The following is a 24,801-nucleotide window of genomic DNA, read 5'->3' on the forward strand; positions in this document are numbered from 1 at the left end:
ATCCTATTGAAATTGTAAAGAACCAAACAAGCTCAATGATTAAGCCGATTTATATTGGTGCGAAGTTTGAGTTAATACGTTATACTAGAAAAAATCAATAATTTTACAAGAAAGAAATGAGGAAAAAAATTGAGATTAAGAAATAAGCCTTGGGCGGAGGAAATGATTACAAATCATCCAGAGGTTATTGTTCCAAATCCTGAAGACTTTAAAGGAAATTGGCAGGCTGTTTTCGGAAATGACAACCCACTGCATATTGAAGTAGGCACTGGGAAAGGACAATTTGTCACTGGTATGGCCTTACAAAATCCTGATATAAATTATATTGGCATCGAGCTTTATGACAGTGTAATTGTTTGTGCATTAGAAAAAATTTTAGAGGCTAAATCTCCAGCGAATTTACGATTATTAAAAGTAAATGGCGCAGATTTATATAAATATTTTGGGAAAAATGATGTAGAGCGTGTGTATCTGAATTTCTCAGATCCTTGGCCGAAAACGCGCCATGCTAAGCGACGTTTAATGCACGGGGATTTTTTGAAATTATATGAGTCGATTTTAGTGGATGATGGGGAAATCCATTTTAAAACGGACAACCGTGGTTTGTTTGAGTATTCATTAATTAGTATGTCTGAATATGGTATGTTACTTAAGTATGTATCACTCGACCTACATGCGAATATGCCTGAGGATAATGTTATGACTGAATATGAGCAGAAATTTTCTGCTAAAGGGCAGCCGATTTATCGTCTAGAATCGCAATTTTTTACTAAATAGGGGGAGTATGGATGGATCAGTTACAGTTTCACAAAATGTCATTATCATGGCTAAACGGGGGTGTCACTTGCCTTGATGGCGGTGCTATGTTTGGCGTTGTACCAAAACCACTATGGTCACGCAAATATCCGGTAAACGAAAAAAATCAAATCGAGTTACCGACAGAGCCTATTTTAATTCAATATGAAGGCAAAAACTATATTGTTGATACGGGCGTAGGCTTTAATAAATTAAATGAAAAACAGCTTCGTAACTTTGGTGTTACTGAAGAGTCAACATTAGCGGCTAGCTTACAGGAGCTAGGATTAACTACAGCTGATATTGATGTAGTATTAATGACGCATTTACATTTTGACCATGCTGGAGGTTTGACGCAATGGGAGGATGATGTACTTGTACCAACATTCCCGAATGCAAAAATCTTTGTAACGAAAATCGAGTGGGACGAAATGCGTGAGCCAAATATTCGCTCCAAAAATACGTATTGGAAAGAAAACTGGGAGCCAGTTCAACATTTAATAGAAACCTATGAGGGTACGTTAGAGGTAGCACCTGGTATTGAAATGATTCATACTGGTGGTCATAGTGATGGACATGCCGTTATAAAATTAACACAAAATGGCGAGGTATTATTGCATATGGCAGATATTATGCCGACACATGCCCATCAAAATCCATTATGGGTTTTAGCGTATGACGATTATCCAATGACGAGTGTCTTTGCGAAGGAACGTATTATGAAAGAAGCGCTTGCGAACGGTTACGGTTTTATCTTCTACCATGATGCCTATTACCGCATGATTAAATGGGATGAAACAGGTAAAGAAGTTGTAGATAAATTAGAACGCAGCAGACAAGCTGTTATTACATTCTAATTAATAGAACGTGTGAACCTTATGTGTTCGCACGTTTTTTTTATTGCAGTGTAGAAAAGTATTGAGTCAATGAAATTAAGGTAGGAAAATATAGTTTTATTATTGGCTGGTAAAAGGAATTTTATTGATATTTTGATGATATATTCCCATTTTAACTGATTGTAGCGTAGGGCTACTCGACTCCCGCCTGCAGGAAAGCGAGTGGCCAGTAGCGGAAATCAGAGCCTTTTTAATTAGAGTAGATAAAAATGGTTAATCAACAAGTTTGGTAATTAAATAAAGTATGGCTCTTTGGCAAAACTACGTTATGGTTTGTAGCCTAGTTCCCCATTTTTTTTTGACACTTTTTTCGTGAACATTTTGGAAAATATGATACACTAAAAGCTATACTAAAACACAAAAGAGAGTTGAAATTACATGGCAACTGAGCAACCATTTTTACCAGTATTACTAGGATCAGATATGAATGCATATGGTATGGCACGTGCATTTTATGAGGCATATGGTATTAAACCACTTGTATTAGGACGTTCACATTTAACGGCAACGCAAGACAGTCATATCATAAATTTCGAAGAGATTGATCGCTTAAATGAACAGGATGTATTTGCACCTGCACTTGCAAAGGTCGCAAAAAAATATTCTGATAAAAAACTACTATTGTTAGCTTGTGGAGATGATTATGCAAAGCTTATTATCAAAAATAAGCCAGCATTGCAGGAGCATTTTACAGTACCATACATTGATGAATCACTTATGGATGAAATTTTATTAAAAGAAAATTTCTACAAAATGTGTGATAAGTACGATTTTAAATATCCAGGTACAACGACTGTAACAGCAGACAATTACGAAAACTTTACACCACCATTTGATTACCCAATTATTTTAAAGGCATCTAACTCGGTGGAATACTGGGCATGTAAATTCCCAGGTAAGAAAAAAGTATTCGTTGCACATGATGAAGCGGAAAAAACAGCTATTTTAAAAGCAATCTACAGCTCAACTTATCAGGATACAATGATTATTCAAGAATTCATCCCAGGTGATGATTCGTATATGCGTGTATTAAATGCATATGTCGGGAAAGACGGCAAAGTGAAGCTAATGTGTCTAGGAAACCCAATCTTAGAAGAGCATTCACCTGAAGGTATTGGTAGTTATGCAGCAATCGTTACAACATACGATAAAGAAATAATGGATCAAGTACGCTTCTTCTTAGAGGATATCGGTTATACAGGTTTTGCTAACTTTGATATGAAATACGATATGCGCGACAAACAGTATAAGCTGTTTGAGATTAATTTACGTAATGGTCGCTCAAGCTACTATGTAACAGCAAGTGGTCATAATTTAATGAAATATGTAGCTGATGACCATATGTTAAATATTGAACAGGAAGTAACTTATGTTCAGGACAAGCATTTATGGATGATCATTCCTAAGGGTGTATTATTCAAATATGCATCAAATGAAAAACTTAAGCTAGAAGCGAAAAAATTAATTCGTGAAGGGAAATATACAAACTCTCTTTACTATAATCAAGATATGAATGCAAAACGTTGGGTGAAGCTAACGTTAAATAATTTAAATTATTATCGAAAATATAAAAAGTACTTTAACAATAAAGGATTGTCTGAGTAAAACAAAGAAGCCATCTCAAATAACTGAGATGGTTTTTTTCATAGAATCGGAAAACAAAATGATTAAGGAGAAATTTGTAAAATGTTGTACTTTTTTAAATGAGGGTGATTTCCGTTCCAGGCTACTCGCTTTCCTGTGGGCGAGCGTCGAGCCGCTTCCTCCGCTTACGCTCCGTGCAGGGTCTCGCCTGTCTCGCTTTCCCACGGGAGTCGAGTAGCCTTCCACTCCAATCAGCAGTAGCGTATAAATTTATTCATTTCAAAAGTGAACGATATAGCTACTCACTATAATTGAACAGAATAGATTAATAACAGTGACTCAATAATAAATATATTATTATTGTAGTTATTTAAATAAGTATTTGTTATTATCGCTACATTATCATTGAGCTTTCGCACAGATAAAACATTGTTGCTGTCGCTGCGCTTTCGCACAGAAAACATTGTTGCTGTCGCTGCGCTTTCGCACAGATAAAACATTGTTGCTGTCGCTGCGCTTTCGCTACAGAAAACATTTGTTGCTACCGCTGCGCTTTCGCACAAAAAATCTGCTAAAGTTTTGTTTAATCTCTATAAACTATAGTAAGATGCCAGAAGATACACTCTATGTTAAGTGGTTGATTGGAGTGGAGACTGGGCGACTCCTTGGGGACTAGCGATATAGAGGAACGAAGGCTAAAAGCATCACGTCCTGTGATAACGCCTTCGTGACCAACATCGTGTTGGCCCGAGACCCTGGAGCGAGCAAATAGGGGAACGAAGGCTAAGAGCATCACATCCTGTGATAACGCCTTCGTGACCAACATCATGTTGGCCCAAGCGGCTCATCGGACGCCCCCAGGAAAGCGCCCAGTCGGAACGGAAATCAACCTCTCGTTTTGTTGAAAAACCACACTTTAATTTGCTGGACATAAAAGTTAAATTTTTCTATAACAAGAAAGAAGCCATCTCAAATAGCTGAGATGGCTTCTTTGATAAGGTTCTATAATTTAAGTTCACGTATTACTGAGTAAAGTTATACTTCTGTGAGCTCTACTACAACACCTGAGCGGGCGTCTGCGGCAAATTCAAATGTTTGCATTTCACCCTCATGCATACGAGAGATACCTCCACGGTATACTGGAATAGTCATAATGCCATTTGTAAAATTGTCTGTTTTCATAAAAATCCATGAACCGTCAATCGGAGAATCCTTTTTAAATTCCTTTTTTATGTTTTCAAGTACTTGTCCTGCAGGTACATACGGAGAAACCTTTTCACTTGCTTCTTTAACAATGACTGCGGCAGCTAGGCCAGTTGCAACACCAATTAAAAAATCACGTAATTTCATGCCTTTTTCCTCCTTTTTCTATAGCTTCATTTTAACATAGCATACGGAGTGAATGCACGTTCACACTTTAGCACTTTTTAGGAAATGTATCAATATTTCGAATACAGAAATCAATTTCGCCTTGGCGTAATTGTGGCTGTCGCTTCGCTTTCGCACAGATAAACAATGTGTTGGGATTTTGAATTGTGCCCGCACAATTCATTCCCTTCAAAATCCGTGATATCCGTCGGAGGCTTTATCTTCATTCAGTAGGTGTTTGGACACCCACTGAAAAGGAACCACATCCGAATTCATCTCGCCACCTTCAGAGGTGGGAGTCTTCTGCTGAATGAAGATAAATATGATACAATGGGCAGGAAGAATATTCTACTTCGTGGGGAGAGAGTCATCATGAATGAGGAAACATTGCAATTATTTAAAACACTAACAGAATTACCAGGCGCGCCAGGTAATGAACACGCAGTGCGTGCGTTCATGCGTTCTGAGTTGGAAAAGTACTCGGATGAGATCGTTCAGGATAATTTAGGGGGTATTTTCGGTGTGAAGCGTAGTGATGTTGCTGATGCACCAAAAGTTTTGGTTGCTGGTCATATGGATGAAGTGGCATTCATGGTTACTTCAATTACCGATAACGGGATGATCCGCTTTCAAACATTAGGTGGCTGGTGGAATCAGGTTATGCTAGCACAACGCGTTGAAATATTTACTAAAAGTGGTGCGATTCCTGGCGTAATTGCATCAATACCACCACATTTACTAACAGATGCTGAACGTTCTAAACCGATGGATATTAAAAATATGCTAATAGATGTTGGGGCAGACAATAAAGAAGATGCTATTGCACTTGGCGTTCGCCCAGGTCAATCAATTATCCCTGTCTGCCCATTCACACCAATGGCCAATCCGAAAAAAATTATGGCAAAAGCTTGGGATAACCGCTATGGCTGTGGATTGGCAATTGAATTGATGAAAGAAGTAAAGGATGAAAAACTTGCCTCGCATTTATATTCAGGTGCGAATGTAATGGAAGAGGTTGGTCTACGTGGTGCTCAAGTGTCCGCGAATATGATTAAACCAGATTTATTCTTTGCTCTAGATGCTTCACCTGCAAATGATATGTCAGGAGAAAAAAATCAGTTTGGTCAGCTTGGAAAAGGTGCCTTATTACGTATTTTAGACCGCACAATGGTCACGCATCGAGGCATGCGAGAGTTCATCTTAGATACAGCTGAAACAAATCATATACCTTACCAATATTTTGTGTCACAAGGTGGAACTGATGCAGGGCGTGTGCACACAGCAAATGACGGTGTACCTAGTGCGGTAATTGGTGTTTGCTCACGCTATATTCATACGTCTGCGTCAATTATTCATATTGATGATTATGCAGCAGCAAAAGCCTTAATTGTAGAACTAGTGAAAAAAGCAGATCGTTCGACATTAGCGACGATTCACGCTAATGTGTAAAGTATGACATCCGCTGAAAGAAGTTAAAAGGTGCCTTTAGGGGCATCTTTTTCTATGCGAAGAAGGAGGGATTTGAAAAATGAACATAGCTATTGGGACAACAAACAAAGCAAAAACAGAGGCAGTTGAAGTTATAGTTAGAAAATATTTTGACGAACCAAATTTTACCTATGTCAAAGCTACTTCACAAGTATCTGAACAACCGATGACTCATGAGGAAACACTAAAGGGAGCAATAAACCGTTCAAAAAATGCAATGAATGAGACGGGTGCGCAATTATCGTTTGGTTTAGAAGGCGGAGTGACTGAAATGGATGGTGTTATGTACGTTTGTAATTGGGGAGCACTTACAGTATCAAATGGCACAACCTTTACAGCTGCGGGTGCACAAATTATATTACCAGAAGAAATTGCCCAGGAAATAAGAGCCGGGAAGGAACTTGGGCCTGTAATGGAGCAATATACACAACTTCGAGATATTCGACAAGGTGCGGGAGCTGTAGGTATTTTTACGCAAGGGTTAGTAAGTCGTCAGATGATGTTTGAGCATATTGTCTCGCTTCTTGTTGGTCAATATTTATTTACATTAGCACATGAGTAGTGTCTGTAGATTAGTGATAATGGAACAGGGAAGTTGCAACTTTACATAAATTTTTTTAAAATAGAAAAAAAGTTAGCAATGAAAGGAAGAAAAACATGTCTTATACATCGCTAAGAGCTGTAGGCTTAATGCTTCTACTTTTGGTACTTACTGGCTGTAATCAATCTGTTGATGAACAAATTAAAAATGGGCTTCAAATATCGAAAACTGATTTTGCAGAAAAGCCAGAGGAGCATACAGATAGTGTTGGGGATGTAGAATTATACTTACCTTCAAACTTTAAAGTTGACGACAGTTCAGATGCATATAATATATTAGTAACTAAAGGAAAAGAGAGTTATATTCTTTTTATCAATGATCGCGAGGATACAGATAGTAAACTCTATTACAATTTATTAAAAGATGATAGTTCAAAAAACATAATCGAAGAAAATACTTATGAAAAGGATGGTGTTTTCGGCTTTACAGCTGTTTCAAAAACCGATAATGAAGATGAATTTGAGCTTATTGTAAATAGTGGTGGCGTAAAAATGACGACCATTTCTCAGGCCAAACATATTGAAGATAATTTACATGAGATGACGAAAATCGTTCATTCGGTTAAGATTAAATAATTGGATAGTTTTGAACAGAACGGTTCACAAACATGTGAGCCGTTTTCTCTTCATTCAGCATAAATTGATTTTGAAGAAAGGATGTGAACTAGGTGAAACAAATTAAATCAGAACAACTTGTATCCCTATTAAAACAACAATTAAATGAGGAAAAGTTTGATTTTGAATTTGACAAAAAGCACGATAAATTACGTCTAAACCATAAAAAAATTGGAAAAGGGATGGAGCTTTCTCTGCCAGGCATTTTAGCCAAATATAATGACAAGCAAGGGGCTGCAATCGATGAAGTCATTTATACAATCGAGCAAACCTTTAATGCAATGGAGCAAGAGATGGAACAAGGATTCCAAGCTATTTCGCAAATTTATCCAGTTATTCGCGCAACATCCTACCCCCAAGCCTCAAAGGAGGGGCATGTATTCGTCACTACTGAACATACCGCTGAAACACGTATTTTTTATGCGCTTGATTTAGGAAAAACCTATCGTTTTATTGATGAATCTATGTTAGAGACACTACAATTAACTGTAGAGCAAATTCGTGAAATGGCTCGATTTTCAGTTAAGCAACTACCAACTGTATATAAGAAAGATGAAGTTGCGGGGAATATTTTCTATTTTGTCAATGCTAATGATGGTTACGATGCAAGTCGCATTTTAAATGAAAGCTTTTTGAAAGACATGCAGACGAAAATTGAAGGCGATATGACATTATCTGTGCCACATCAGGATGTATTAATAGTAGGTGATATTCGTAATGAAACAGGGTATGATGTATTAGCGCAGATGACGATGCATTTCTTCGCTGTTGGTATCGTGCCGATTACGTCATTATCTTTTATTTATGAAGATGGGGAGCTAGAACCGATCTTTATATTAGCAAAAAACAGAGTTAAAAAGGAGCAAGAGAAACAATGAATGTATTTTACAACAAAGAGTATGTAGGAGATGTATTGTTAGTACAATTAGCAACAGAATCAATCGTGAAAACAGAGGTAGAACGTGCAGGCGATATCGCTATTTTAAAGGAAGCACAGACAGGAGAAATTAAAGCATTTAATTTATTTAATGCTAGCAGCTATATTCAAACTGATGCAAAAGGTCTAGTTGAAGTTACTCCAGAATTAGCAGCTCAGCTAGAGGCAGCTATTGCAAAAAATGGTGCTGAAATTAGCCTTGATGTAGATTTTTCTCCAAAATTTGTAGTGGGCTATGTTGAAACAAAGGACAAGCATCCAAATGCTGATAAACTAAGCATTTGTTCTGTAAACGTAGGTGAGGAGACATTACAAATTGTATGTGGCGCACCAAATGTGGAAGCAGGTCAAAAGGTTGTCGTGGCGAAAATTGGTGCTGTAATGCCTTCTGGAATGCTTATTAAAGCAGGGAATTTGCGAGGTGTTGAATCATACGGTATGTTATGTTCAGCACGTGAATTAGCAATACCAAATGCACCTTCTGAAAAAGGAATTTTAGTTTTACCGGAAGATGCGGTAATTGGTAGTGCGTTTGAAACGCCGACTAGATAATATCTAATATGTATTCTTAAAATCGTTATGTTACTAATATGCTAGTAACATAACGATTTTTTTGTCTAGAATGAGCCTCTAAATGCAAGTTTCTATCACATTTTTATGGTATGCTTTTTGTTATAGACATTGAATTAGTTAATGCTATAAAAGAAGTGTAAGAGAAATGAGTGAAATAATGTGAATTGGTTTAAAAAACAAATGAGTAAATTTATAAATAAAGATGACAATGAATACGAATATGAAGAATTTTATGAAGACTATGAAGAAGAACGTTCTGAGCAGCTTCATTCATTTAAAGAAGCGCCTGTATCAAAGCAAAAAACTTTTCGTTTTCCATTAATCGAGGATGAAGAGTTTTCAGCTGCACCATCAACAACACCATCAAAGGAAGCATTCAATCAAATGGAGGATGCTCGTTACGGACAAATTGAAGATTTATCGCTGCCGAAGCATTTAAATAATCATATTGTGGATTCGAGTGTTTATGATATTGAGGTTTCAGGCATTCGAGAACTACTAGCAAATCGTACGAAACGAACTGGTAGAACGACGGTTAAACGCAGTCAGCCTGAACAGGAGAATCGTTCAAAAGCAAGTCTAGTTTTTCGAGATGCACAAAATGAGCCACCGACGACTCCTACAGAAACTAATTATTCAACAGAACAAACAGTTGAAGATAGTTTGCCTGCTAATCGCAAGCGTTTTGTACCAAGTGATGTTCCGTCACCAGTCTATGGTTTTGCTAAGGCGAGCCCAATTGAGCAATTATTAGAGAAACGGAAGGAAGAGCACGACAAGAAAGAGTCAGAAATACCTACAGCGTCTATGTCTTTAAAAGAAGCGACAACAAATGGAGCTATTGAAAATATACTAGAAGAAAAAGAGCCTATTAGCACAGTTCAGAAAGATGAACCTGAACAACTTGATATGCCTGAAATCCCTGAAATAATTGAAGCACCGGAACCGATTACTTTTGATGAAAAATTAGCTGACGAAACGAGCCATCCTAGTGATGTAACGAATACAGAATTACTTGTACCGCAAACAACCTCTTTTGCCGTAGAATTTGAAGACCAAGTGAAAGCGGCCGTTCAGCATGAGCTAGGTGTTGAACAACTTTCAGCTGATCAATCAGAAATTCATGTAAAAGAAGTAGTTGTTGAACAGGTACAAATAGAGAATTCTACCATCCATATTGGTGAAGTTACAGTAGTTCAGCCGTCGACGAACGAAGATGATGAACAAGAACAATCTGTAGAAGACGTGACAAAGCAAGAAAAAAGCGGTATTCCTTTTAATGTATTAATGTTAAAAACAGATAAAGAGAAATGGAGAGTCCAACAGCAATTTAAAAATATAAAGCCAACTCCAGCACTTGTTGAAGAAGCCGAAGAGGAGCAAGAGCCTTCTTCTGAGCTTATTAACTTGGAGGTAGAACATCAAATAGCACCAACCAATAAAGAAGAAATTCAACATTTTATACCTTTAGAGAATGGTGAGTTAGAGTTAGACGATAAAACAGCACCGCAATCGACGAAAGAAAACGAGGTTTCTATTCAAAATTCTGCACCAATCAATGCTGCAACAGAGAGTGTATCAGTCATTACAATGTCACCAGTTGCAACAATGTCTAGCGTTTCGACATTAGAAAAAACAGTAATAGATATTGAGAGCTATGACGAAATTTCAGCAACTACCGAAATGAAAGCAGAATCAACTACTGAAAATGAGCTTACTACAGAAAATGTAGTCATTCCAGAGGAGGATTCTATTGACGCAGGAGAATATCAAGAGCCACCTTCCTTATCAGCTGAAACACTAACGGAAAATCAAGTGATGGAAAATCCTCAAAAGCCCGTTCATGTGTATCAAAAGCCAGATGATGAGTTTTTAGAGCTGCCTGAGGAAAAAACACAAGATACTGTGTGGATGGAGCAACAGGGAGATACGTTGGTTGAAGCTTTATCCTATTTCCAGGTCTCAGCTCAAATAGAATCCATTATGCAAGGACCTGCCGTGACACAATTTGAAATAACAGTAAGTCATGGTACGAAGGTTAGTAAAATCCGCAATCTAGCAGATGATTTGAAGCTTGCATTGGCAGCGAAAGATATCCGCATCCAAGCTCCGATTCCTGGGAAGAGCTCAATTGGCATTGAGATACCGAATCGTGTATCTCGCGCTGTTCGATTATCGGAAGTGACAAATAGTGCTTCTTTCCTCGAGTCAGATTCACCGTTGGAAGCAGCATTGGGTCTGGATTTAACAGGGAAGCCTGTAACCATTGATTTACGAAAAATGCCACATGGCTTAATTGCCGGAGCTACAGGTTCCGGTAAATCAGTTTGTATCAATTCAATTTTGGTTAGTTTATTATATAAAGCTGCACCGCATGAATTAAAGCTGATGCTTATTGATCCTAAAATGGTAGAATTAGCACCGTTTAATCATATTCCGCATTTAGTTAGCCCAGTCATCACTGATGTTAAGGCTGCTACAGCTGCACTGAAATGGGCAGTGGAGGAAATGGAGCGTCGTTATCAACTATTTGCTCATGCTGGTGCACGTGATATTACACGTTATAATGCAATTGCGGATAAAAATAATGAACATAGCTTAAAATTACCGTATATGCTAATTGTCATTGATGAATTGGCAGATTTAATGATGATGTCTCCGGCAGATGTAGAGGAAGCGATTTGTCGTATTGCTCAAAAGGCACGTGCTTGTGGTATCCATTTAATTGTTGCGACTCAAAGACCGTCTGTTGACGTTATAACAGGGCTTATTAAATCAAATATTCCTACACGTGTTGCCTTTGCGGTATCTTCACAAATCGATTCGCGTACTATTTTAGATGGGCAAGGAGCAGAAAGATTACTTGGACGAGGCGATATGTTATATTTAGGTAATGGTATGTCTGCTCCTGTGCGTTTGCAGGGAACATTTGTGACAGATGATGAAATTGAAGCGATTATTGAGCATGTTCGTGAGCAAGGAGAGCCTGATTATATATTCGACCAAGAGGAACTTTTAAAGAAAACGGAGGTTTCTGCTGAGCAGGATGATCTGTTTGAGGATGTATGCCGATTTGTGTATGAACAGGGAGGAGCATCTACTTCCTTGATTCAGCGAAAATACCATATTGGCTATAATCGTGCTGCTCGTTTAATCGATATGTTAGAATCTCATGGCTTTGTGTCGGAGGCAAGAGGCAGTAAACCACGAGAAAGTTACATTACCGAAGAAGATTTAATTGCTATGTTTGAATAAGAATTGCATTGTTTTCGTATGGATTATCTAATTTGCGTCAAAATTAGTATTTTTAGAAAAGTTACACATTTATCCTTGTGCATAAATAGTGCTATAATAGACAAGATGTGTTGATTAGTACGTATTTTTTAGCACTTGTAAAGGTATTAATACCTAATAATTAGTGAAAAAATATGGTACACCTAATAGATGATAGAAGGGATATTGAATTCCCGGGGGGTTTAATTAATGACAGTTTTTCATTTCACAGGCATTAAAGGTTCTGGCATGAGTCCACTTGCACAAATCTTATTTGATGCTGGTGAACAAGTACAGGGCTCAGATATTGATAAATATTTCTTCACGGAACAGCCGTTACGTGATCGTAATATTCCAATTTTTACATTTAATGCAGATAATATTAAAGAAGGTATGACAGTTATTGCAGGGAACGCATTTCCTGATGATCATCCTGAATTAGAGCGTGCTCGCCAAATCGGTGTAGAAGTTATTCGCTACCATAAATTTTTAGGTGAATATATCGGTAATTATACGTCGATTGCTATTACTGGTGCACATGGTAAAACATCTACGACAGGCTTAATGGCTCATGTTGTTGGAGGTTATAAACCAACCTCATATTTAATCGGTGATGGAACGGGAGCTGGGCATGAGGATGCTAACTTCTTTGTAATGGAAGCATGTGAATACCGTCGACACTTTTTAGCTTACAATCCCGATTACGCTATAATGACTAATATTGATTTTGATCATCCTGATTACTTTGCAAATATAGAGGATGTTTATTCAGCCTTTCAATCATTAGCACTACAGGTTAAAAAAGCAATTATTGCTTGCGGTGATGATGAACATTTGCAACGTATTCAAGCGAAGGTACCTGTTGTTTATTATGGATTTGGAGCTGAAAATGATTTTGAGGCTCGTAATGTTGAAAAAACAACAAAGGGTACAAAATTTGATGTATTTGTCCGCAATGAATTTTATAGTACATTCTTTATCCCATTGTTTGGAGATCATGCGGTATTAAATACTTTAGCTGTTATTACACTTTGCCAATATGAAGGTATTTCACCAGATATCGTTCAAGAACGTTTAAACACATACAAAGGTGTAAAAAGACGTTTTACAGAAACGAATATTGGAAATAATGTATTAATAGATGACTATGCACACCATCCAACTGAAATACGTGCAACGATTCAATCAGCGAGACAAAAATTTCCAGATCGTGAGCTAGTAGCTATTTTCCAACCACATACATTTACACGTACACAAGCTTTTTTACAGGATTTTGCAGATAGTCTAAGTCTTGCAGATACAGCATACTTATGTGATATATTTGGTTCTGCGAGAGAAACACAAGGCGCACTTTCCATTCATGATTTAGCGTCTTTGATTGAAGGCAGTGCAGTGATTACCACTGAAGGAATTGAAGTGTTAACAAAGCATGAGGACGCAGTATTTTTATTTATGGGCGCTGGCGATGTTCATAAATTCCAAGATGCTTTTGAAGACGTGCTAAAAAACAACGAAACAGCTTAATCCGCAAGGAATAAGCTGTTTTTTCTCAAAATGAGAAGGAATTCAGTTTTTTTTGTCGAAGATAGGGAAAGTAATAGTAAAGAGAATTTGACTTGCAGGAGGTCTAGTTATGGAAGTTATTTTGTATATTGCAGCAATCATTGCAGCAATTGGTTTTTTAATTTTATGTGTGAGCGTCGGAATGACATTATTTTCGCTCAAATCAATTCTTAACAGCTTAGCTGGAACATTATCAGGTATTGAGGGACAAATGGAAGGTATTACACGCGAAACGACTTCCTTACTATCCAAAACAAATAGCTTGGCAGAGGATATTCAAGAAAAATCTGAACAGTTAAATTCCGTTGTTCATGCAGTCAAAGGAATTGGTGACTCTGTGAACGGTTTAAATACGTCTGTACAGCAAATTACCTCTTCGATCTCAAATAGTGTGGAACAAAATGAAGAAAAAATAGCACAAGTTGTTCAGTGGAGCAATGTCGCAATAGGCATAGCAGATAAGTGGAAAAAGCGTAAAATAATCGATCAGGCACATGAAGTGGTTCAAGAAGATGTATACCCTTTTGAATCAGAGCAATCGGAAAAACCGAGAAGAAAATGGGGCCGTAAAAAGTGATTATTATTCGGTAGGCATTGAATGTCAGCTGAATAAAAATAAAGTCTTAGGCATAAGTTGAAGATGCATCTGCTAAAGTAGATGGACAACCAGTCTAGGCAAATTAGATTATAATATGGGGAGGAATTGTTGCATGACAACTCAAAAACCAAATTTTAATGAAGTGAAGGAACAACAGCTTGAAAGTTCATTGCCACAGCTTTATCATCCGCAAGATTCGATTTATGAAGAGGAGCGTGTGAACATGAAGGATTTTGTTATTGGCGCATTAGTTGGGGGGATAGTAGGTGCAGCTACAGGCTTATTATTAGCTCCAAAATCAGGAAAAGATTTACGTAGCGATGTAGCAGTACAAGCTGTTAACTTAAAAGATAAGAGTGCGGATTTCTCGACAACTGCAAAAGATAAAACGGTTCAATTATCTAAACAAATTCAAGAGCAATCTACACAATTAGTAGAGAAAGTAAAAATATTAAAATCAGCAAAAGCACCAACTGTTTTTGACGATGGTACTGTTTCTTTTGAGGGTGAAGAGCCACTAGAGGAGTTCATTCCTAGTGAAGAACCTAAAGCAGAGGATGCTAGTGAAAAAAAGGAACAAGCTGAAGAAAAAAGTGAAGAAGTTCGCGCTTAAGCATAATATATAAAAGGGATACGATACATCTGACAACGATGTATCGTATCCCTTTTTTTATTGTTAAGGAAACTATGGGTTTTTTGCCTGTGGATAAACTAGAGCAAAGTCGTCGTCTAGGCTAAAACGCTACATCCTCGAGGTCGCTTCGATCCCTCGGGCAAAAGTGGTGGAGCGTTTACTTTTGCTTCGGGCTCTCCAGCGCTTGTCGGATGTAAACGAGCGCTTTAGCGCATTTGTTCAGATATAGGCGCTTCTTTTAGTAAAATTTCTAATTTATCTCCGCCGAAGATTTCCATATCAAAGCTTGCTGGTTGATCATTTCGTAAAATCGTAAAATTACCTTTAAATGTAGTAGGTAGTTGCCAATTGGAGAAGCGGAACACATCTTGGTATATCCAACGACTCCGGTCTTTTTCTTTAAATGAAATTGTTGCTCCATTTGGAACGGTTGAAAGAGGTGATACTACCACTTGATTAACGAGTACTTCATTCGCCATCTTCTTTAGCTCTAACACCTCGCTTTGAAAATGTATAATGATTTTATCCTCAAGTAAAACATTCATTTGGTCAGCAATCCGTTGAACCGTAGGGAATGCTTGTTGTTGAAATGAAATAACATCACCATCGTGTACAGCATATGACATTTTAGATAGTTTATCATTAATCATTAAATGGGCTGAAAACTCAGGTAGATAAAGTGGCTTTCCGTCCACTTGAATATAAAATGACTCAAATTGTTTTAATAACTCCCAATTATTTGTGAGCTTAAATACATCCTCGACTGTTTCAGCTATTTCAAACATGATAACATCTCGATCATTTAATGCACTATCGAGTGATGCAGGAGAACCATTAACAGTTATTTGTGGTTCAATCACATATTTTGTATGCTGAATTGCAACTGTTTTAATGGCAGCATCATCTACAATGTCTCTCACTGTAGCATTAGCTGGCTGACCGTCTTGGCCTTCAATTAACTGGATGGCATCGCCTGTTTTAATCATCGTTTTTGTGGATGCCTGATGACCATTCACTAAAATTTCCGCCGGTTGACCGTGACCACCAGGGATGAAAATATCTTGTCCATTGACACTTACTGATAAACCATGTCCTGGTTTTCCATATAATTGCTTTGCCCGAATATTGGCAGCTAAAAATGCATCGGCAACGGTCATTTCCTTTAGTTCAAAAAGGCGAACTACTTGTTCATTGACAGTTAGACTCATATATTGAATAGGCATCTTTTTTGCTGCAATGGCAATACCGATTGGGGTCACCAATTCAGGGGATGCTTTAATATGATCTTCCTTCGTTAAGTTTTGAATGGCGTCTATCCCTCGAACGGCAATACGATTGGCAGGTAAATCAAGTACTAGTCCAAGTTCAGATGTAAGGTTTGGTGTTAAGCTACCTCCACCAACAAGCATTACTGCCTTAGGAGCTGTACGATTATTAAGACGTAAAATTTCTTCCCCAATGGCTTTTGCAAGTTGCTTGACTGCAGGATCAATTGCTTGAAGAACTTCTTCTTTCGGATAATATTGATCAAAGCCTAAAATATCTTGAATTAAAATTTCTGCCTCTGTTTGTAGTTGACGCTTCGCTTGTTCGGCAACTGGGAAGTCGAGTAAGTAGTGGTCACTTAAAGCCTCTGTTATTTCATCGCCGGCTGTTGGCACCATACCATAGGCGACAACAGTACTTTTATCGGTAATCGCTATATCAGATGTACCAGCACCAATATCAACAAGTGCCACATTTAAACGACGCATTGTTGGGGGAATAAGCACATTAATAGCTGCAATAGGTTCTAATGTTAGTGCATCCATTTCTAAATCCGCACGTTTTAGTGCAGCAATAAGTGATTCTACGACAACTCGTGGTAGGAACGTAGCAATGACTTCAATTTGTGCCTCATCACCTTGCTGATCAAGTAAGCTACCAATTTCTTCTCCGTCTAAACGGTAATATAGAACTGAATAACCAACACAGTAGTAGTGGCTTATTTTGGCATCGTCTTTATGTTGTAGGAGCTGTTGCTGTGCCTGTTGAACAGCTTGTAGCTCTAAACGACTTATATCCTCTTCTGTAAAGATTGGTCGATTACGTATATTGATCGTCACGCTTGCTTGTTCTGTTTTCAATGAGCGGCCGGCCGCAGCGACACTTACTTTTGTTAAAGGACCATGCTTCTCTTCAAGTTCATGTTTTATTTCATTGATTAAATCTGCCACGTACATGACATTATGTATTTGACCATCCACCATGGCACGTTCTTTATGCTCTTTTACTAAGATATCTTCCACGTGAAAGTGTTCATTATCTTCTGCTAAAATAATGCCTACTACAGAACGTGTACCGATATCAAGTGCAAATAATTTTGAACTCAATGTAATCGCTTCCTTTCCCATAACAACTTAAAAAAATTTAGCGAGTTGAAGCGCTAAATTAAAAATGCGTGACATTCTGTACAACATTGATTATAATATTGCTAATATCTAAAAATGTAACATACATTTCAGAGTTCTGAAAGTGTCTGTCATGGGGAGAGGAGCAAGAAAGCATGAGCCAAAACAATTTAGAAAGCTTACGTAGTCAAATAGACGACTTAAACTTAGAAATTCTTCGTCTAATTAACGAACGTGCAGCTGTAGTTGATGAAATCGGTAAGATTAAAGAAAAACAAGGTGTGAATCGTTATGATCCATTACGTGAACGTCACATGCTTGATCTTATCAAAGAGCACAATCAAGGTCCGTTAAACCAAATGACGGTTGATTATATATTTAAACAAATCTTTAAAACAGCTTTAAAACAACTAGAGGCGGACAAAAAGAAAGAGTTACTTGTATCTCGTAAGAAGAAATCAGAAGATACTGTCATTAATATAAATGGTGAGCTAATTGGCCAAGGAAAACCATCCTTCGTATTTGGACCTTGTGCTGTAGAATCATACGAGCAAGTAGCAGCAGTAGCAGCATCTATTAAAGCAAAAGGTGAAAAGTTAATTCGTGGCGGTGCTTATAAACCACGTACTTCTCCATATGACTTCCAAGGTCTTGGATTAGAAGGTCTTAAAATTTTAAAGCGTGTGTCAGAGGAATTCGGTTTAGGCGTTATTACGGAAATTGTTACACCAGGTCATTTAGAGGAAGCATTAGATTATATCGATGTCATCCAAATTGGTGCACGTAATATGCAAAACTTCGAATTATTAAAAGCAGCGGGTGCTACAAACAAACCTGTACTTTTAAAACGAGGCTTAGCAGCGACAATTGATGAATTCATTCATGCAGCAGAATACATTATGTCTAAAGGAAATGAGAACATCATTCTTTGTGAGCGTGGTATCCGTACTTACGAAAAAGCAACTCGTAACACATTAGATATTTCTGCTGTACCAATTTTAAAACAAGAAACGCATTTACCAGTATTTGTAGACGTTACACATTCAACAGGTCGTCGTGATTTACTATTACCATGTGCTAAGGCGGCAATTGCTATTGGAGCTGATGGCGTAATGGCAGAGGTGCATCCAGATCCATCTGTAGCACTTTCTGATTCACAACAACAAATGGATATTCCGACATTTGATGCTTTCTACGAAACACTACAAAATTTCATGAAGAACCATGAAATCCGTGCTTAATTGTTTTGATACACCGCTTGCTTAATCGGCAGGCGGTGTTTACTATATAGTGACAAAATAATGTCTAGAATAATACTATTTGTACTTGGTTTTTTTTCGTATACATACTACTTCTTGAAAAGAATATGAAAATTATCGTATGATAAGGCTATAAAAGGAAAAAAGGGAGGCACGTACATGACTGTTACAATTTATGATGTTGCAAGAGAAGCAAATGTTTCTATGGCAACGGTCTCTCGTGTAGTCAATGGCAATCAAAACGTAAAACCGGCAACACGAAAAAAAGTATTAGAAGTAATTGAACGATTAGAATATCGTCCAAACGCAGTAGCGCGAGGATTAGCAAGTAAGAAAACAACAACAGTTGGCGTGATTATCCCAGATATTGCAAACAATGTTTATGCGGAGCTGGCGCGTGGTGTAGAGGATATTGCAACAATGTATCGTTACAATATTATTTTAGCCAACTCAGATCAACATGAAGACAAAGAGCTACAGTTACTGGATACAATGCTGGGAAAACAGGTTGACGGTATTGTCATGATGAGTGATGAAGTGACTGAAAAAATGCAACAAACTATGGATCATTCACCTGTACCAATTGTACTTGCAGGTTCAGTAGATGAATCACAAACAATCGCGACTGTTAATATTGATTATTTCCAAGCAGCTTATGAGGCGATTACATTACTCATTCAAAATGGACATAAGCGAATCGCATTCGTAACAGGTCCGCTTACTTATACTATTAATGGAAAATTCAAACTTGAGGCTTATAAAAAAGCATTACAAGACGCAGGTTTACCTATAGATGAATCTCTAATCGCAGCAGAGGAATCGAGCTATGATATGGGCTTAGAGGCGTGGGAAACATTATCCTCACTTGAAAATCCTCCGACAGCTTATTTTGCAGGCAGTGATGAATTAGCAATTGGACTGATTCATGGTGCGCAGGATGCGGGCAAAGATGTGCCTGAGGATATCGAGGTTATCAGCTTTGAAAATTCAAAGTTAGCGCGTATGGTTCGTCCACAGCTAACAAGTGTCGCGCTACCGTTATACGATATCGGAGCTGTAGCAATGCGCTTGTTGACAAAATTAATGAACAAAGAGCCTGTTGAGGACGAAGCGGTTATATTACCTCATCGTATTGAACACCGCCAATCTGTCAAAAGTAAATAATAGAACTTAACACGTAAATCTCGTTGAGGATTTACGTGTTTTTTTATGTCAATCAGTAGAAAGACAAAAGTGAAGATAGAACACCAAGAGTGACGGATAAAATGTCTAAAGAACAAATAAAAAAGCCCCACGAAAATCGTGAGGCGTAAAATTAAGCGCGCTTTTCATTGCGAATAATATGTAGCGCTTTGGCTAGCATTTGCGTATTTTTTTCTTCGATTTCAGCTTTCCGTGGGATTGGCTCATACAAAGGATTTGGATCCTCCCAAGTTGGAATAAAAGGCACTGGTGCTTCAGGCTGCCAGCGATCTAACCATGCTTGAGGGAGAGGTCCTGTTGGTAATTGCTGATCCGTCATTTCAAGCCATAGCATAGACCATGCGCGAGGCACAACACGCCAAATATCGTAGCCTCCACCACCAACAGCAATCCATTTCCCCCCGCAATATTCATGAGCTAATTTATGCGCAAGCTTTGGAATTTCTCTATAAATATTCATTGTTCCATATAAATGTGTTAATGGATCGAAATAATGTGCATCTGCGCCGTTTTGAGTTAGCACAACATCTGGCTTGAAAAATTCAAAGACTTCTCGCATAGACTTTTCATATATTTCTAGGAAACTCTCATCTTCTGTAAAAGCATCAATGGGAAAATTAAAAGAAGTGCCATAGCCTTGTCCATTTCCGCGTTCTGTGATATTACCAGTTCCAGGGAAAAGATAGCGCCCTGTTTCATGAATAGATAATGTACAAACATCTGGGTCTTCATAAAAACTCCATTGTACACCATCTCCATGATGAGCATCGGTATCCACGTAAAGTACACGAGCATTGTATTTTTCCTGCAAATAGCGAATGGCTACTGTACTATCGTTGTAAATACAAAAGCCTGATGCACGGCCACGAAAGCCATGATGTAGCCCTCCACCTAGATTAAGGGCGTGCTCGACTTTTCCTTCCATAACATAATCGACAGCTGTCAGCGTTCCACCGACAAGCTGTGCACTTGCCTCATGCATATTTTCAAAAATGGGTGTATCTTCGGTGCCTATGCCGTAGCTTTCACATTGTGCCTCTGAAAGCTCACCATGCCCTGCTCTTTTAACGATATCAATATATTTTGGATCATGTGCAAGTAAAAGCTCCTCTTCTGTTGCGACACGAGCCGGAACAATATCCAAATCATCAAGAGCTTCAATATTTTTTAACAAATCCATTGTAAGCGTCAAGCGTTTATGATTGAAAGGATGGGTATCTGAAAATTTATATCCGAGTTGCTCTGGTGAGTAAACAAATACTGCTTTTTTCATTGTAATGAAACACCTGGTAAATTGGGCCATAATACATCAAAGCCTTCTTTTCGAAGATCTTTAATCATAGCTAATGGATTCAGTGTTTTTACTCGGACGCTTAAAATTTTATTTTGGGTATTTTCAGAGTCAGGATAAACTAAGACGCTTTGAACATTTGCATGATGTTTATTGAAAACTTTTGTGATTTCAAATAATATTCCTGGCGTATCGGATACACGGATTTCAATTTTAGAGCCAGGTTCAGTAGCACCGGTTAACTCTATATATGTATAGAGTAAATCTGTGGTAGTGACAATTCCAACTAATTTCCCTCCAGAGACAATTGGCAAACAGCCTACTTTGGATTCGTAAAAAGTAAGAGCTACTTCTTCTACAAAATCAAGTGGATGACCGACAAGTGGATTTTTAACCATAATTTCTTCCACTTTAGCATTAAAAACTGGAGAATTAGGTTCATCTCGTAACGAGGAAGGCAAAGCCTCTTTAATATCTCGTTCAGTGATAACCCCAAGAACATGACGCTCCTCATCTATAACTGGCAAATGACGTACTTTTTTCTCACGCATTAACTTTAGCGCTTCAAACACTGTATTTGTCGGAGCTAGTGTGTAGGGCTCTTCATTCATAATTTCTTCTACGATCATATACTCATCCCCTTTGTGTTGGCTTTAATACATGAAACGATTTCTAAAACGAAGTCTATCAAATCTTTCTATTGTCTCAGGGGGCACGCGTTTTCCTTCACGTGCCATCAGGCAGTTAGCAGGATGTGATGTAATTTCAGGATCATCCGTAGCAAAATATTCGAAGTCAGCGGAGCTCATCATTTTCTCCATCATTTTGCGATAATCCCAAACATTTAAACCAGTCCCTTTTAAGTCCCAATGCCAATAATATTCAGTAGTGATAACAAGATAGTCCTCCATTTCATCCCCCATAAAAGACACAGCTAGTAGTGCTTTACCAGCACCTGTACCTCGATATTCTGGAATGACTTCAATGGCGCCTAGCTCAATCATGTTATCAATTCGGTCCTCCGCCCATCGTTCGAGTGGATCAGGATATAGATAGGTGACGTAGCCTACAATAATGTTTTCTTTTCGAATAATAATAATTCGTCCTTCGGGAAGTCCTGCAATTTCTATAATGGCTTGCTGCTGTTGCTTTGGAGGTCTAAAAGCAACCAAGCCTTCGTGGAATGAATATGTAGCTAATTTTTCTGGAGGAACAGGTCCTTCCACATACACAGTACCATGCTTAGTTTCCTTTGTGACAGAAAAAAAAGTTTTTTTATGTTCCATAATTACACCACCTGCGTTTAATAATTCCATTATAGCTGATTTCCTGCGGAAAAACGCTATCTTTTGCAAAATATACCTGTGTTTTTAGAAAAATAAAAATATTAAGACATTCTTGGTGAATTCGTGTAAAATATATTTATATTGCATCTGTTATTTAACAGGAGAATGTAGTGTGAATAAGCATTCACTAATTCTATACTACTTAAACTGTTGTATAACAATTGCTACATAACGTAGTTGTCTTTGGAGAAGGTGGCGAATTTTGATGGGGGAAAATAATGAAATTTCGATTTGAAATTTGCTTACTAATGAACTAAGGCGATAGTAAAGAAAGGGGTAGTTTCATGGGGATGAAAATGATGGAGAAGTTGAATGCTTTACCAGGGCGGTACAGTTTGCCTAATTATGAGGAATCTGCAGCAACACATGATTGGGCAGAGACAGAAAAGGACTTTAGTTGGTATGAAACAGGTCGTGTGAATATGGCGTATGAGGCAATTGATCGTCATGCTGAAACGCATCGGAAAAACAAAGTTGCACTTTATTTTAATGATGGTAAGCGTAAAGAGGCTTATTCTTTCAATGAAATGAAAAAGCTGACAAATAAAGCTGCAAATGTTTTTAAGACAGCAACAAATTTAGAAAAAGGTGATCGTTTATTTATTTTCATGCCACGTTCACCTGAGCTTTATTTTTCATTATTAGGCGCATTGAAAATGGGCGTTATTGTAGGTCCATTATTCGAGGCATTTATGGAAGGTGCTGTTTATGACAGACTTGCAGATAGTGAGGCTAAAGTATTAGTGACAACACCAGAGTTACTTGAACGTGTACCTTTAGAAAAGCTACCACATTTGCAGCACGTCTTTTTAGTAGGAACTGATATTGAGGAAACAACACAAATTTTAGATTTTAATAGACGCTTGAAAGAAGCATCTTCTCGATTTGACATTGAATGGGTGGACAGAGAGGATGGTATGATTCTTCATTATACTTCTGGATCAACTGGAGCACCAAAGGGTGTATTGCATGTTCATAATGCAATGCTTCAACAATATCAATCAACGCAATGGGTACTAGATTTACGTGAAGATGATATTTACTGGTGTACGGCTGATCCAGGGTGGGTAACAGGCACAGCATATGGCATTTTTGGACCATGGTTAAATGGTGTCACAATGCTAATTATTGGCGGGAGATTCTCTCCACAAGCTTGGTACCAAGCAATTGAGGATTATAGTGTAACAGTTTGGTATAGTGCACCAACCGCTTTTAGAATGTTAATGGGTGCTGGTAGTGGTATGCTTGCGAATTATGATCTATCTTCGTTACGTCACATTTTATCTGTTGGTGAGCCGTTAAATCCAGAGGTAATTCGTTGGGGTATTGATGAGCTAGGTCACCGTATTCATGATACATGGTGGATGACAGAAACTGGTGCACATATGATTTGTAACTATCCTTCTATGGATATTAAGCCAGGATCCATGGGAAAACCATTACCAGGTATCCATGCGACGATTGTTGATGATGCTGGTAATGAAGTACCACCTTTTACAATGGGAAATCTAGCAATTCGACGTGGTTGGCCAGCAATGATGCGTCAAATTTGGGGCAATCCAGAACGTTATGAATCCTATTTCTTAAAAGGTGAGTGGTATGTGTCTGGGGACTCTGCCTATATGGATGATGAAGGTTACTTCTGGTTCCAAGGACGTGTAGATGATGTTATTATGACAGCTGGTGAGCGGGTAGGTCCTTTTGAGGTAGAAAGTAAGCTACTAGAGCATCCTGATATTGTCGAGGCAGGAGTAATTGGAAAGCCAGATCCTGTACGAGGTGAAATTATTAAAGCCTTTGTATCCTTACGTGAGGGTGTAGAACCTTCAGATGTATTGATTGAGGATATTCGTAATTTTGTTAAGAAGGGCTTGTCAGCACATGCAGCACCACGTGAAATTGAATTTAAGGATAAGCTACCAAAAACGCGCAGTGGTAAGATTATGCGTCGTGTGTTAAAGGCGTGGGAGTTAAATTTACCAACTGGCGATTTATCGACGATGGAAGACTAAGTCTCAAATAAAGTTTTAATATTGGATATTAATATTTTACACGTTCAGTGCATAAATAGAAGGCGGAAATTCATTCGATAAGTGAATGAGTTTCCGCCTTCTTTTAACTTATTTCGGAGGTGAGTGCATTGAAAGTAGGAATTGTTGGTGCAACGGGGTATGGTTGGTTAGAGCTTATTCGATTTTTACATAATCATAAAGCGGTGAAGCGGATTGATTTATTCACATCCTCAGAAGAAGGTGTTATTTTTTCTTTTAAGTTTGGTCATCTCGTTCATATTGCCGATACACCTTTACAAAAAATTGATTATGGGGCTCTAGAGAAACTTGATGTTGTTTTTACGAGTAGGCCTTCAGAGTGACAAGTGAGCTATTA

At 38.0% G+C, this 24,801-nt stretch carries 22 protein-coding genes; 16 read left to right on the plus strand and 6 right to left on the minus strand.

Features of this window, described 5'->3' with window-relative positions:
• Positions 1-129: 129 nt before the first annotated feature.
• From trmB to AN161_RS00015, 3 genes are all read left to right on the plus strand, one after another.
• Complete coding sequence (gene trmB, locus AN161_RS00005; RefSeq protein ID WP_053592325.1) at positions 130-777, plus strand: tRNA (guanosine(46)-N7)-methyltransferase TrmB; 648 nt, start codon at positions 130-132, stop codon at positions 775-777.
• Positions 778-788: 11 nt separating this feature from the next.
• Positions 789-1,652, plus strand: a complete 864-nt coding sequence (locus AN161_RS00010) for an MBL fold metallo-hydrolase (protein ID WP_053592326.1) — start codon at positions 789-791, stop codon at positions 1,650-1,652.
• A gap of 417 nt (positions 1,653-2,069) precedes the next feature.
• Entirely contained in the window at positions 2,070-3,296 is a 1,227-nt protein-coding gene (locus tag AN161_RS00015; protein WP_053592327.1) for a hypothetical protein, read from the plus strand.
• A 284-nt stretch (positions 3,297-3,580) separates the two neighbouring features.
• Here the strand turns inward: AN161_RS00015 and AN161_RS28400 are convergent, their stop codons facing one another.
• Positions 3,581-3,838 (minus strand): hypothetical protein, encoded by a 258-nt coding sequence (locus AN161_RS28400; protein ID WP_143114524.1) that lies wholly within the window; start codon positions 3,836-3,838, stop codon positions 3,581-3,583.
• A gap of 472 nt (positions 3,839-4,310) precedes the next feature.
• On the minus strand, positions 4,311-4,625 hold the full coding sequence (locus tag AN161_RS00020) for a peptidase M4 (protein ID WP_053592328.1): 315 nt from the start codon (positions 4,623-4,625) through the stop codon (positions 4,311-4,313).
• Between the two features lie 390 nt (positions 4,626-5,015).
• Here AN161_RS00020 and AN161_RS00025 point away from each other — a divergent pair, with 390 nt between their 5' ends.
• The 9 genes from AN161_RS00025 to AN161_RS00065 all read left to right on the plus strand — a co-directional run bounded on the left by AN161_RS00025 (position 5,016) and on the right by AN161_RS00065 (position 14,903).
• Positions 5,016-6,092, plus strand: coding sequence for a M42 family metallopeptidase (locus tag AN161_RS00025; RefSeq protein WP_053592329.1), 1,077 nt, complete (start codon positions 5,016-5,018; stop codon positions 6,090-6,092).
• Between the two features lie 79 nt (positions 6,093-6,171).
• Positions 6,172-6,693, plus strand: coding sequence for a DUF84 family protein (locus AN161_RS00030; protein ID WP_053592330.1), 522 nt, complete (start codon positions 6,172-6,174; stop codon positions 6,691-6,693).
• A 95-nt stretch (positions 6,694-6,788) separates the two neighbouring features.
• Positions 6,789-7,307, plus strand: coding sequence for a hypothetical protein (locus AN161_RS00035; RefSeq protein WP_053592331.1), 519 nt, complete (start codon positions 6,789-6,791; stop codon positions 7,305-7,307).
• 92 nt (positions 7,308-7,399) lie between these two features.
• Positions 7,400-8,224, plus strand: a complete 825-nt coding sequence (locus tag AN161_RS00040; protein ID WP_082339546.1) for a DUF1444 domain-containing protein — start codon at positions 7,400-7,402, stop codon at positions 8,222-8,224.
• Positions 8,221-8,835, plus strand: a complete 615-nt coding sequence (gene ytpR, locus AN161_RS00045) for a YtpR family tRNA-binding protein (protein ID WP_053592332.1) — start codon at positions 8,221-8,223, stop codon at positions 8,833-8,835. The genes AN161_RS00040 and ytpR overlap by 4 nt, the downstream gene beginning before the upstream one ends.
• Positions 8,836-9,015: 180 nt before the next feature.
• On the plus strand, positions 9,016-12,111 hold the full coding sequence (locus AN161_RS00050) for a DNA translocase FtsK (protein ID WP_053592333.1): 3,096 nt from the start codon (positions 9,016-9,018) through the stop codon (positions 12,109-12,111).
• 228 nt (positions 12,112-12,339) lie between these two features.
• Complete coding sequence (gene murC / locus AN161_RS00055) at positions 12,340-13,653, plus strand: UDP-N-acetylmuramate--L-alanine ligase (protein WP_053592334.1); 1,314 nt, start codon at positions 12,340-12,342, stop codon at positions 13,651-13,653.
• Positions 13,654-13,762: 109 nt separating this feature from the next.
• The gene (locus AN161_RS00060; protein ID WP_053592335.1) at positions 13,763-14,269 is read left to right on the plus strand and encodes a DUF948 domain-containing protein; all 507 of its coding nucleotides are present in this window, start codon (positions 13,763-13,765) and stop codon (positions 14,267-14,269) included.
• 133 nt (positions 14,270-14,402) lie between these two features.
• Complete coding sequence (locus AN161_RS00065) at positions 14,403-14,903, plus strand: YtxH domain-containing protein (RefSeq protein WP_053592336.1); 501 nt, start codon at positions 14,403-14,405, stop codon at positions 14,901-14,903.
• Between the two features lie 227 nt (positions 14,904-15,130).
• On the opposite strand, the gene AN161_RS00070 is transcribed toward AN161_RS00065, so the two are convergent.
• Positions 15,131-17,296, minus strand: a complete 2,166-nt coding sequence (locus AN161_RS00070) for a cell division FtsA domain-containing protein (protein ID WP_053592337.1) — start codon at positions 17,294-17,296, stop codon at positions 15,131-15,133.
• Between the two features lie 173 nt (positions 17,297-17,469).
• On the opposite strand from AN161_RS00070, the gene AN161_RS00075 reads away from it, so the two are divergent.
• Together AN161_RS00075 and ccpA are read left to right on the plus strand one after the other, a co-directional pair.
• Complete coding sequence (locus AN161_RS00075; protein ID WP_053592338.1) at positions 17,470-18,555, plus strand: bifunctional 3-deoxy-7-phosphoheptulonate synthase/chorismate mutase; 1,086 nt, start codon at positions 17,470-17,472, stop codon at positions 18,553-18,555.
• Between the two features lie 177 nt (positions 18,556-18,732).
• On the plus strand, positions 18,733-19,737 hold the full coding sequence (gene ccpA / locus AN161_RS00080) for a catabolite control protein A (RefSeq protein WP_053592339.1): 1,005 nt from the start codon (positions 18,733-18,735) through the stop codon (positions 19,735-19,737).
• 151 nt (positions 19,738-19,888) lie between these two features.
• On the opposite strand, the gene AN161_RS00085 is transcribed toward ccpA, so the two are convergent.
• The 3 genes from AN161_RS00085 to AN161_RS00095 are packed head-to-tail and all read right to left on the minus strand — an operon-like array spanning position 19,889 to position 22,353.
• Complete coding sequence (locus AN161_RS00085) at positions 19,889-21,049, minus strand: acetoin utilization protein AcuC (protein WP_053592340.1); 1,161 nt, start codon at positions 21,047-21,049, stop codon at positions 19,889-19,891.
• Positions 21,046-21,696, minus strand: a complete 651-nt coding sequence (locus AN161_RS00090) for an acetoin utilization AcuB family protein (protein WP_053592341.1) — start codon at positions 21,694-21,696, stop codon at positions 21,046-21,048. The genes AN161_RS00085 and AN161_RS00090 overlap by 4 nt, the downstream gene beginning before the upstream one ends.
• 24 nt (positions 21,697-21,720) lie before the next feature.
• On the minus strand, positions 21,721-22,353 hold the full coding sequence (locus AN161_RS00095; protein ID WP_053592474.1) for a GNAT family N-acetyltransferase: 633 nt from the start codon (positions 22,351-22,353) through the stop codon (positions 21,721-21,723).
• Between the two features lie 350 nt (positions 22,354-22,703).
• Here AN161_RS00095 and acsA point away from each other — a divergent pair, with 350 nt between their 5' ends.
• Complete coding sequence (acsA, locus tag AN161_RS00100; RefSeq protein WP_053592475.1) at positions 22,704-24,425, plus strand: acetate--CoA ligase; 1,722 nt, start codon at positions 22,704-22,706, stop codon at positions 24,423-24,425.
• A gap of 128 nt (positions 24,426-24,553) precedes the next feature.
• Entirely contained in the window at positions 24,554-24,787 is a 234-nt protein-coding gene (locus AN161_RS00105; RefSeq protein WP_053592342.1) for a hypothetical protein, read from the plus strand.
• Positions 24,788-24,801 lie beyond the last annotated feature (14 nt).

Origin of the sequence: Lysinibacillus sp. FJAT-14222, assembly GCF_001278875.1 — a bacterium.
GTDB classification, from domain to species: domain Bacteria; phylum Bacillota; class Bacilli; order Bacillales_A; family Planococcaceae; genus Lysinibacillus; species Lysinibacillus agricola.